The organism is Cyanobium sp. BA20m-14, from assembly GCF_024346295.1.
Genome location: NZ_JAGQCR010000099.1, coordinates 1 through 10739, shown reverse-complemented (window position 1 = coordinate 10739; position 10739 = coordinate 1). Strand labels below are relative to the sequence as shown.

Sequence of the window (10739 nt, the reverse complement as noted above, 5' to 3'; positions counted from 1 at the left end):
GTCGTAACGCCGGCGCAACTCCGGATCGCTCAGCACCGCATAGGCCTGTTGCAGCAGCTGGAACAGGGCAGCAGCTTCAGGCGCCGGCAGCAGGGTTGTGTCGGGGTGATACAGCTTGCTCAGGCCGCGAAAAGCCCTGCGCAACTCCTGGGGCGAAGCCGTCTCTGCCACCTGAAGCAGGGCGTAGTGGCTGGTTGAGGCAGGGGGAGCAGGGCTGGCCAAGGGCACCGGGCCGGCGAGAAAATCCGGTCTGGGGGATCCTAGGTAGCTGCAACCCTCCGCCAGGCTGGATGGCCCGAACCCTCACCGGCAATGCCTTTTGGCACACCCTGGGCTGGCAGCCCACCGCTGAGCAGGAAAGGCTGCTGGGCGCCCTACAGGAGCAGCTGCGCCATTGGAACAGCAAGCACAACCTGACCCGCCTGGTGGAGGGCGACGACTTCTGGATCGCCCAGGTGTTCGACAGCCTCTGGCCCCTGACGCCTCTGCTGGGCACGGATGCGGCCCAGGCCCCTCTTCGGCTGATCGATGTGGGCACCGGCGGCGGCTTCCCAGGGCTAGCCCTGGCGATCGCCTTCCCCCAGGCCGAGCTCACCCTGGTGGACTCGGTGGGCCGCAAGGTGGAGGCGGTGGGGGCCATGGCGGCTGCCCTGGGGCTGGCGGAGCGGGTACATCTGCGCTGTGAACGGATCGAGCGCACCGGCAGGCTTCAGGCCTGCCGTGGCCAGTTCGACTGGGCCCTGGCCAGGGCCGTGGCCCGGGCACCGGTGGTGGCCGAATACCTGGTGCCCCTACTGGCCCCCCAGGGTCGGGCCCTGCTCTACCGCGGGCAGTGGTCGGCGGCAGACCAGGGCGAGCTAGACGCGGCCCTGGGACTCCTGCGGGCCAGTACCGAGCAGTGCCTGAGCCGGGAGCTGCCCGGCGGACGCGGCCTGCGCCACGCCCTGGTGGTGAAGCCCCTGGCCCCCTGCCCGCGCTACTACCCCAGGGCGGTGGGCCTGCCCGCCAAGCAGCCCCTCGGGGCCGAGCTCAAACCGGCTGGCGGCGAGGCAGGTTGCGCTTGAGCCGGGCCGGCGAGGGCACCCCCAGGGGCAGGATCTCCTGGGCAGCCAGCTGGTGCTGGAGCTCACCCAGCTGCTCATAGGCCACCCAGTGGATGCAGTCCACCGGACAGGTGTCAATCGCTTCCTGGATCAACTCGGTGGAATCGCCATCCTGGCGGAGCGCCCGGGAGCGGCCCCAGTCGGGCTCAACCACGAAGGTGTTGGTGGCCACATGGGCGCAGTAGCGGCAGCCGATACATACAGCCTCATCGACCCAGACGGCCTTCTGGCGCAGGCCCCCGCCCAGTAGGGGCTCCATGCCAGTGCGCAGGGAACCGGGGGCCGGGACTGCCGCCTGGAAGGCCAGCGCCGGATCTGCCATGGCGGGGGAGTCCACAGCTAGGTCCAACGGCTCACAACCAGCTCGATGGTGCCGTCCTGCTGCTGGATTTGCTCGCGCAGTTCAAAGCCCGCTTCCGCGCTGGCCGCAAGAATGGTGCGCAGGGCATAGCGCTGGCTGAGCTGGGCCACAAATCGCTCCACCGGCACCGATTGATTCCAGAGGTCGAGATCGGTCACCAGCTCATAGCTGCCGGTATCCGGGTTGAGCCGGAAGCCGATGTCGGCGCCATTGGGCTGGAGCACCGCCAGCTGGGCCTCAAGGGTTTGGCCCCGGTAGCCGCGCACCTGCAGGGAACCCTCCGTGGGGGAATGGCCCAGGTCCCGGAGTGCCCCGAGCAAGGCCTGGCGATCGCGAAGCTCGGTCTTGATCGTGCTGAAGTGCGACATCGGTGGGAGCGGCAGCGGCGGTGATTAAGAGGGCCGGGGTTAGGGCTGGGGTATGGGCAGTGGATTGGCCAGGGGTTGCCCCAGGCCTTGCAGCTGGGGTTGGCCCTGTTGTTGGGGCTGGAACGCTTCAGCCGTGCTCTGGCGCCGCTGAACCACGCCCAAGCCGGCTTCGATCCTTTCGGTGAGCTGGGCGCAGCCCGGGCCCCGAAACCCTTCCACCAGCTCTTCCACCCGGCCATCAGGCCGGATCCGAAAATGGATGGTGTGCTCTTCCATCCCAAACCTGGTGAGGGTTAAGAGATGTTAGCTGGAATCTGAGGAGCTGGGCCCAGGCCCCGGACTCTCAGCTGAGCAGCCCTTCGTCCACCAGGGTCTGGAGTCGCTCCAGCACCTCCGGTTGCTCCAGTTGCTCCAGGGCCAGCCGGGCTTCATCCCGCACCCCCGATTCGCCATCGTGGAGCATGGCCGCCAACAGTGATTCCACCACCACCTGCTGGCGGGGCTCCACCAGGTCGCCATACAACCGGCCAAGGGACCAGGCACTGTTGCTGCGCACCGCCGCCTCGCTGTCGATGCGCAGGCTCAACAACAGCTGGGCCGCCGCCGGATCGGCCTTGGCGGGGCCGCTACAGCCCGCCTCCGCCAGGGAGCTGGCCGCCCAGAGGCGCACGGCCGCAATGTCCACCTGCAGGGAGCGGATCAAGGGGTTCAGCACCGGGGCATCCGGGTAGTTGCCGAGGCTCCAGGCGACGGCCTTGCGCACGTAGCCGTTGTCATCCGCTGCCAGCAGGGCCAACAGGGGCTCAACCGCCAGGGGGCTGGGATTGCGGCCCAGGGCATAGACCGCGCTCATGCGCACGATCGGACAGCTCACCGCCAGCAGGGGCAGCAGCAGGGGCAGGGCCCGGGGATCACGGTGCTCGCAAAAGATCCGCAGACCCTGCATGCGCTGGTCGTGGCTGCTGCCGCCAGCTTCACCACGGAGGAACTGCAGCCCCAGATCGCACTCCGCCGCCACATCGCTGGCGGTTGGATCGCTGGTGTCAAAGGCATCGAGGGGATCGCCGAGCAGCTCCTCGGCCAATTCCTGGGCAAGCACCTCCGGGTCGAGGTAGAGCTCCTGGGGGCTTTCGTCGTAGGGGCCAGAGGGCTGGTCAGGCTGGGGGGAAAGGCTCACGGGAAAGACTCACGGCACAGGCTCAGCCGATCGGTGCCGGGGCAGCCATATCGCCGGGCAGCCAGATTCGGGCGCTGACTGCAAACAGGGCCAGGGCAAACAGCACAACGATGGATGCCGGCAACAGGGTGGAGCGAAAAAATTGCACAGACTTAGGGGATAGCTGGCGCCTGCAGCCATCATCGCCCCTAGGGTTCGCCAAATTGAACCCATGGGATGCCTGCGTCTTCGAGCACCTGGCGACGCATCACCGCCGTGGCCGCCCAAGGGGTGGCCAGTGGTACGCCCTACATGGTGGGAACCAAGTTGCTGCAGGGCTGGCTCACGGCCACCGGGGTACCCCTAGGGCTAATCGGCCTACTCGCCTACGCCGAACTGCCCTACACCCTCAAGATGGTCTGGGCGCCAGCCCTGGATCGCTGGCCGATTCCCTGGCCCGACAGGCGCCGCGGCTGGCTACTGGTACTTCAGGTGCTGCTGGTGGCGGTGATCGGGTCGATGACCTTTCTGCGGCCCAGTCAGAATCCGGCCAGCCTGACGGCCATCGGCCTTATGGCCGTTCTGCTGGCCCTTGTGAGTGCCACCCAGGACATCCTGGTGGACGCCTACCGCACAGACCTGCTGCCCGAACAGGAGCGGGGCGCCGGTGCCGCCGCCACCACCCTCGGCTACCGCGGCGCCATGCTGGCCATCGGCGCCGGGGGCTTCATCCTGGCCGGCCGCTACAGCTGGCCCCTGGCCTTCGCCGCCTCGGCGCTGCTGATGCTGGTGGTGATCCCCTTCACCCTGACGGCACCCAAACTGCCGCCGATCCAGCACCAGATCACCAGCCTGCGCCAGGCGGTGCTGGGGCCGGCGCGGGAATTTCTACGCCGCAGCGGCCCGGGCCGGGCCGTGATGCTGCTGGCCCTTGTGCTGCTTTACCGCTGGCCCGACGGCCTGCTCAACGTGATGGCCGTACCCTTCCTGATCCAGAAGGGATTTTCACCGGAGTTGGTGGGCTCGGTGCTTGCCGGCTGGGGCATCGGCGCCACGATCGTGGGCACGATTCTGGGCGGGATTCTGTTCGGCAAGCTGGGCATGAACCGCTCCCTCTGGCTGTTCGCCCTGGTGGGCGCCGCCGGCAACCTGTCCTACTGGGCCCTGGCCAGCTTCGATGCCGGCCCCGCAGCCCTGCTGCTGGCGGTGGGCCTGGAAAACCTCGGCGGAGGACTGGTGGGTGCGGCATTTGTGGCCCTGCTGATGAGCCTCTGCAACCCCCGCTTTTCCGCCACCCAATACGCCCTGCTGTCAGGGGTCTACGCCCTGAGCCGCTCCCTGCTCTCCGGCCAGGCCGGCTTTGTGGCCGAGGGTGTGGGCTGGAGCAGCTTCTTCCTGCTCACCGCGGCCGCCTCACTGCCCGCCTTTCTGCTGATGGCGTGGCTCACCCCCTGGAACGGTTACGGCGCCAAGGGCGCCTTCGACCCCGCCAAGGACCCCACTTAGCTACATCCAATTGAGCCATAGCCTGCAAGCCATAACCTGCTAGCCATCCCCGCCCGGATCGATCAGGCGCCGCCGCAGCTGGCCGCAGGCCGCATCGGCATCTAGACCCCTGCTGGCCCGCACACTCACCGCAACGTGGCGGGCCTGGAGGGCACGGCGGAAGGCCTCCACGGCCCCGAGGGCTGGGCGCTGGAACTGCTCCTCGGCGATCGGGTTGTAGGGAATCAGATTCACATGGCTCTGGAAGCCCCTCAAAAGCCGCGAGAGAGCCTCGGCATGGCGGGGCTGGTCGTTGACGCCCCCCAGCAGCACGTATTCAAAGCTCAGCCGCCGGCCGGTGAGTGCCACATAGCGGCGACAGTCCTCCAGTAACGCCTCCAGGGGGTAGGCGTGGGCGGTGGGGATCAGCTCCTGCCGCAGGCGCTGATCGGGGGCGTGAAGGCTCACCGCCAGGGTGAACTGGGCCCGCCCGAGCCGCTCCAGGGCCCGGGCAGCCAGGGTTGGCAGAGTTTTGGGCACACCGACGGTGCTGACCGTGATCTGACGCTGGGCCATGCCCAAATCGCTGCAGAGGCAGTCGATGGCAGCCAGCACTGCCTCAATATTGAGCAGGGGCTCGCCCATGCCCATGAACACCACGTGGCTAGGGCGCTGGTCCATCACCTCGCGCACGCTCAGCACCTGGTCGACAATTTCATGGACCGCAAGGGAGCGCTGCAGCCCCCCCTTGCCTGTGGCACAGAAGCTGCAGGCCATCGGGCAGCCCACCTGGCTGCTGACGCACACAGTGAGCCGGCCCTCGGCAGGGATGCCTACGGTTTCAAGGCTGAGGCCGTCGTGGGTGCCGAGCAACAGCTTGGTGGTGCCATCGCGGGCCACGCTGCGGTGCAGCTCCCGCGAACGGCCGATCCAATCGAAGCCAGCCTCGGGGGGGGCGGCAGCTAGCTGCTCGCGAAAGGCCTTGGGCAGCCCACTTATGGCCTCCAGGCTGCGGGCACCCTTGGCATAGAGCCAGTCATGCAGCTGCCGGCCGCGGAAGGCAGCCTGGCCGTGGGCTACGGCCCACCGCTCCAACTCCAGCAGGCCCATCCCCAGCAGGGGAATGGGCGGCGGCAGCTCGACCATCCCACTCAAGGCCAGATCAACAGGCCATGGCCCAGCTTCCACTCCACCGCCAGCAGGGCGATGAAGCCGAGCATGGCCATGCGGCCATTGAACAGCTCGGTGTGGGAGTGGAAGCCGAAGCGAGGCAGGCGGCGCTGGGGCACGGGGGTGCCGAGGCTGGTGCGTTCGGGCTTAGCCATGGGAGTCAAGCAGGGAATCACTCATCGGTCAGTAGGCCCTCTTCCTGCAAGCCCTCGAGGGCGGCGGGATCGGCGATCAGCTCCTCCTCCAATACATCCTCGAGGGAGGGGCGGGTGAAGGCAGCCAGACCGCTGGCACTGGCCTCGATGCCATGGCGGCTGCGGGTGGCCTCCAGGTCGGCATCGGAGGGATCGTCGAGCACGGCCGCCGCAGGGGCCGGGGCCGGCATCTCCACGGTGTAGTCAGGGCGGAGGTTCTGGACACGGCGATAGCCCATGGCCTCTTCCTCGAGGATGTCGGGATGGGGGCCGGCCTCGGCCCGCAACTCCTCCTCGAAGCCGCTGAAGCCCGTGCCCGCAGGGATCAGGCGGCCGATGATCACGTTCTCCTTGAGACCGCGCAGCCAGTCACTCTTGCCCTCGATGGCAGCTTCAGTCAGCACCCGGGTGGTCTCCTGGAAGGAGGCCGCCGAGATGAAGCTGTCGGTGTTGAGCGAGGCCTTGGTAATACCCAGCAGCACCGGCGTGAACTCGGCGGGGGCGCCACCGGTGATCGCCATCGCACTGTTCACCTGCTCCACCTGACGCAGCTCGATCAGCTCGCCCGGCAGCAGGGTGGTGTCGCCGGCATCCTCAATGCGCACCTTGCTGGTCATCTGGCGCACGATCACCTCGATGTGCTTGTCGCTGATCGACACGCCCTGGCTCTTGTAGACGTTCTGCACTTCGGTGACCATCCGGAACTGCAGCCTGGAAATGGCCTCCTGGGCCGCCTCCATGGTGGGCTTGCGGCTGCGCAGGTCTTCGAAGAAGCACTCCAGCAGCTCGTGGGGATTGATCGGTCCGTCGGTGAGGGACTCACCGGCACTCACCTGCTGGCCATCGCTGACCATCACGTTGCGGCCCAGCAGGATTGGGTATTCGGTGAGGGCATCGTCATGCTCGATCACCGAAACGGTGATTGAGTCGTCATCGTCGCCCTGCTTGATCTGCACCGTGCCGCTCTTGCGACAGAGGATGGTGGATTCCCGCGGCCGGCGGGCCTCCAGCAGTTCTTCGATCCGCGGCAGACCCTGGACGATGTCGCCGGTCTTCTGGCGCTCGAACACCAGCAGGGCCAGGGCATCGCCACGCTGCACCAGCTCGCCGTCCCGCACGTGCAGCACCGAATCGGGCGACACCATGTAGGGCCGGCCCAGTCGAATGGTGAGGGTGTGGGCGTCGATGGCCTCCACCTGACCGCAGCAGGGGGCTGCAACCCCTTCCGCCAGCAGGTCGCCATCGACGATGCGCTGGTCAACGCTGACCAAAGGCGCAGCCGAACCCAAATCGATGCTGCGGGTATCGCCATCTCGCTCCACGATCAGGCGACGAATCGGCTCCCCATCCACCAGATCAGGCAGCTGCAGCACCCCGTCTTCCTTGCAGAGGATCTGGGTGGTCGCCACCACATCGCCTCGCTTCACCGTGGTGCCATCCTCCACCTGGAGATCGGTGTGGGTGGAGCCGTGGCTGGCATCGGAGAGGGTGTCGCGACGCACCAGCAGGGTTTCCAGGATGGTGAGCTGCAGACGCTCAATCGTCTTAGCCCGCTTGTCTGCGACCGCATCCACGTCCACGGTCATCTGGGGAGTGGTGTCATAGGTTTCGAGAATCAACTGGGTGCGCAACAACTCAACGCCGTCGACGCTCTTGATCAGCTCGCCGTCCTTGAAGGAGAGGCGCTGGGTGGCCTTGAGGCCCAGGCTGGGGCCGCCACTCTGTTTCACCGTGCCCAGTTCGGGCAGGTGGGCCTCATCGGGGATGGTGTACTCCTCCACCGGCCGCAGCAGCAGGGCCTGACCATCGGGAGTTTCAACCACCTCCACGAAGACAATCGCCTCAGCCTTGAGGCCCTTGGCGATCTCCTCGCCGGGGGTGGCCATCTTGCCGTCGGCGTATTTGGCGAGTGTCTTGCTGTCGGAAACCAGATGCAGGGTGCCGGAACGCACGATGATTTCCCGCAGGATGTCGTTCTTCTGGGTCACCGTGACGATGCCGGCGGTCTGGCTGAAGATGTCCTTGACCACCTCCGTACCGGCCTCAATCCACTGGCCGTCCTCGATCATCAACAGGGAGATGTCCTTGTTGATCTCGTGGGTTTCCTGGGGAATCCAGAGCAGGGTGCCACCCTTGCTGACCTCAAAGCCGTTCTTGGCACTGCGGGCCTTCTTGATCGATAGGCCCGGGGCAAATTTGACGGTGCCACCGGTCTTGGTGCGAAAACGATCGTCGGCCAGCTCGGCAATCACTTCGCCATTGCCGATCTTGCTGCCAGGAGCGGTGTTGAGGCGGTAGCGAATGTTGTCCTTGCCCTCCAGATGCCAGATCTCGCCGGAGTGGGTGGATTCACCCACCAATTTGCAGTCCTTGAGAGTGAGGCTGGAGGTGACGATCTGCACCTCGCGGGAGTCGCCAGCGCTCTCACGCAGACGCACCGCTCCGCCGTATTCACTCACCAGCCGGCTCTCGGCCAGAACCTCTCCTGTGGTGACAGCCTTGTTGCCGTCCACCACGGGCAGGGCATTGGGGGGCAGGTTGTAGACGTCGCCGCTAAACACCCACATCCTGCCCAGGCGCTGGGCCTTGAGGGTGATGTTTCCCTGGCGGTCGGTTACCTCCCTGGGCTGGATGGCTTCCTCGTAGCGCACCTGGCCGGCCAGGTCGCAGATCACATCCTTGGTCGCCTTCTCCACGCTCTTTTTAACCGTCACCCCAGCGGCGATCTGGGCCAGGATCGTGTCGCCCGGCACGAAGTCGCCATCGGCGACAAACAGGATCGAGCCGTTGACGATATCCAGCTTCTGCAGCTTGCCCTTGTCGCTGGGCTTCACCGTCAAGGAGAAATCGGTTTCGGCCAGTTGGGCCTCCACCCCGTGGGGGGTGCGGAAGCCCCGCACCCGGGCCTTTGGCCCGAATTCGATCGTGCCATCCACCAGGGAGCGCACCACGCCAGTTTCGGCAGTGGAAACCCCGCCGGTGTGGAAGGTGCGCATGGTGAGCTGGGTGCCGGGCTCACCGATCGACTGGGCTGCCACGATGCCGACGGCTTCACCCAGGTCGACGAGTTGATTGTGGGCCAGGGCCCAGCCATAACACTTGCGGCACACCGAACGGGAGGCCTCACAGGTGAGCGGTGAACGCACCTTCACGGTTTTGACGCCGCCGGCTTCAATCCGCAGCGAGAGGGGCGGATCGATTTCTCCGTTGCGCTCCACCAGGGTTTCGCCGTCTTCACTGACCACGGGCTCGGCGGCCAGGCGGCCGATCAGCTTGCTGCCGAACTTGCCCTTCTCATCGGCATCAATGGGGATGCTGCGCGTAGTGCCGCAGTCGTCTTCCCGCACGATCACGTCCTGGGCCACGTCCACCAGTCGGCGGGTGAGATAGCCAGAGTCGGCCGTGCGCAGGGCCGTGTCGACCAGCCCCTTGCGGGCGCCGTAGGAGGAGATCACGTATTCGGTGACCGTGAGTCCCTCGCGGAAATTGGTGCGGATCGGCAGGTCGATGATCTCCCCTTGCGGGTTGGCCATCAGGCCGCGCATGCCCACCAGCTGGCGCACCTGGGACATGTTCCCCCGGGCGCCGGAGTTGGCCATCATCCAGACCGAATTGAGCGGATCGTTTTCGTTGAAGTTGCGGCGCACCGCTGCCACAAGCCGCTCGTTGGTTTCGGTCCAGGTGTCGATCACCTTGGTGTGCCGTTCCACCTCGGTGATCTCGCCGAGCCGGTAGCGCTCCTCCGTGGCGGTGATCTGCTCTTCGGCTTCGGCCAGCAGGGCTGCCTTATCACTGGGGATGCGCAGATCGTCGACGGAGATCGATACGGCAGCCTGGGTGGCGTAGTGGAAGCCCAGGTCTTTGAGCTCGTCGGCCATCGAGGCCGTGGTAGCGGTGCCGTGGTGCTTGTAGGCCCAGGCCACCAGGTTGCGCAGGGCCTTCTTGTCGATGATGCGGTTGCGGAATGGCGGCGCCTGCTTGCTTAAGGCGGCGTTGCTGATTGTGGCGGCGACTTCCAGGGCGGCAGCCTCGGCGGCTTTCTTGGCGGCCTTCTTGCTGATTTTTTTAGCGGGGGTGGCGGTCATGGCTGCGCGCGGTGTGGAGACTGGAAAAGGGTGAAAACGGTAACCCTGCTGGCCGGGGTTCCTAGGCGGCCGTCAGGTCGCAGCCACGGCGTCGATGATGGTGTGGTTGATTACCACCCGGCCCACGGTGGTGAGCAGGTAGCGACTGATCAGGGCTCCGTCCTCATCGAAACGGTCGCGGCGATAGAGCCACTGCTCGATACGGGTGCCGTCGCTGAGGGTTTCTTCTTTTTGGGGCTGCTTGTCCTCGTCATCACTTTCAACCTCGCCGTTGAAACGCACCCAAATCCAATCGTGGAGGTGAACGCACTTCTCCTCAAACGCATCGATCACATCGTCGAGGTTGGCGAAGGTATTGGCCCGGTCGCCAAATTCAGGCTTGATAGCTCCAGGCTTTTCGGCCGTGAGGTAGTAAGCGCCGAGCACCATGTCCTGGGATGGGGTGATGATCGGCTCGCCGGTGGCCGGCGAGAGGATGTTGTTGCTGGCCAGCATCAGCATGCGGGCCTCGGTCTGGGCCTCAATCGCCAGGGGCACGTGCACGGCCATCTGGTCACCGTCGAAGTCGGCGTTGAAGGCTGGGCACACCAGGGGGTGTAGCTGGATGGCGCGGCCATCCACCAACTTGGGCTCGAAGGCCTGGATCCCCAGCCGGTGCAGGGTCGGGGCCCGGTTGAGCAGGATCGGGTGACCTTCGATCACCTCCTGCAGCACCTGCATCACCTCATCGTCGGCCTTCTGGATAAGTTTCTTGGCGGCCTTGATGTTGTTGACGATGTTCTGGCGGATCAGGCGATGGATCTCAAAGGGCTGGAAC

11 protein-coding genes and 1 pseudogene are annotated in these 10739 nt (G+C 66.0%); 2 read left to right on the top strand and 10 right to left on the bottom strand.

Features of this window, described 5'->3' with window-relative positions:
• Positions 1 to 222 (bottom strand): J domain-containing protein (locus tag KBZ07_RS10430; protein ID WP_254931549.1); only part of this gene is annotated, 222 nt, incomplete at its 3' end.
• Positions 223 to 290: 68 nt separating this feature from the next.
• Between KBZ07_RS10430 and rsmG the strand changes: the two genes are divergently transcribed.
• On the top strand, positions 291 to 1064 hold the full coding sequence (gene rsmG / locus KBZ07_RS10425) for a 16S rRNA (guanine(527)-N(7))-methyltransferase RsmG (protein WP_254931548.1): 774 nt from the start codon (positions 291 to 293) through the stop codon (positions 1062 to 1064).
• Here the strand turns inward: rsmG and KBZ07_RS10420 are convergent.
• The 5 genes from KBZ07_RS10420 to KBZ07_RS10400 form a co-directional block, all read right to left on the bottom strand.
• Positions 1030 to 1425, bottom strand: coding sequence for a ferredoxin (locus KBZ07_RS10420; RefSeq protein WP_254931550.1), 396 nt, complete (start codon positions 1423 to 1425; stop codon positions 1030 to 1032). The genes rsmG and KBZ07_RS10420 overlap by 35 nt on opposite strands.
• A 17-nt stretch (positions 1426 to 1442) precedes the next feature.
• Positions 1443 to 1832, bottom strand: a complete 390-nt coding sequence (locus tag KBZ07_RS10415; RefSeq protein ID WP_254931547.1) for a DUF1257 domain-containing protein — start codon at positions 1830 to 1832, stop codon at positions 1443 to 1445.
• 39 nt (positions 1833 to 1871) lie between these two features.
• Positions 1872 to 2108, bottom strand: coding sequence for a DUF2997 domain-containing protein (locus KBZ07_RS10410; RefSeq protein WP_254931546.1), 237 nt, complete (start codon positions 2106 to 2108; stop codon positions 1872 to 1874).
• A 67-nt stretch (positions 2109 to 2175) separates the two neighbouring features.
• Positions 2176 to 3009, bottom strand: a complete 834-nt coding sequence (locus tag KBZ07_RS10405; RefSeq protein WP_254931545.1) for a HEAT repeat domain-containing protein — start codon at positions 3007 to 3009, stop codon at positions 2176 to 2178.
• Positions 3010 to 3031: 22 nt separating this feature from the next.
• Complete coding sequence (locus KBZ07_RS10400; RefSeq protein WP_254931544.1) at positions 3032 to 3157, bottom strand: hypothetical protein; 126 nt, start codon at positions 3155 to 3157, stop codon at positions 3032 to 3034.
• 68 nt (positions 3158 to 3225) lie between these two features.
• On the opposite strand from KBZ07_RS10400, the gene KBZ07_RS10395 reads away from it, so the two are divergent.
• Positions 3226 to 4494 carry an AmpG family muropeptide MFS transporter gene (locus KBZ07_RS10395; protein WP_254931543.1) on the top strand — a complete coding sequence of 423 codons (1269 nt, stop codon included), beginning with the start codon at positions 3226 to 3228 and terminating at the stop codon, positions 4492 to 4494.
• Between the two features lie 39 nt (positions 4495 to 4533).
• Here the strand turns inward: KBZ07_RS10395 and rlmN are convergent, their stop codons facing one another.
• The 4 genes and pseudogenes from rlmN to rpoC1 all read right to left on the bottom strand — a co-directional run.
• Complete coding sequence (gene rlmN, locus KBZ07_RS10390) at positions 4534 to 5619, bottom strand: 23S rRNA (adenine(2503)-C(2))-methyltransferase RlmN (protein ID WP_254931542.1); 1086 nt, start codon at positions 5617 to 5619, stop codon at positions 4534 to 4536.
• Positions 5620 to 5624: 5 nt separating this feature from the next.
• A complete protein-coding gene (locus KBZ07_RS10385) occupies positions 5625 to 5798 on the bottom strand; it encodes a chlorophyll a/b-binding protein (protein ID WP_254931541.1) in 174 nt (57 codons plus the stop codon).
• 17 nt (positions 5799 to 5815) lie between these two features.
• On the bottom strand, positions 5816 to 9922 hold the full coding sequence (locus tag KBZ07_RS10380) for a DNA-directed RNA polymerase subunit beta' (RefSeq protein WP_254931540.1): 4107 nt from the start codon (positions 9920 to 9922) through the stop codon (positions 5816 to 5818).
• A 72-nt stretch (positions 9923 to 9994) separates the two neighbouring features.
• Positions 9995 to 10739, bottom strand: a pseudogene (gene rpoC1, locus KBZ07_RS10375) (DNA-directed RNA polymerase subunit gamma); the annotation flags it as partial.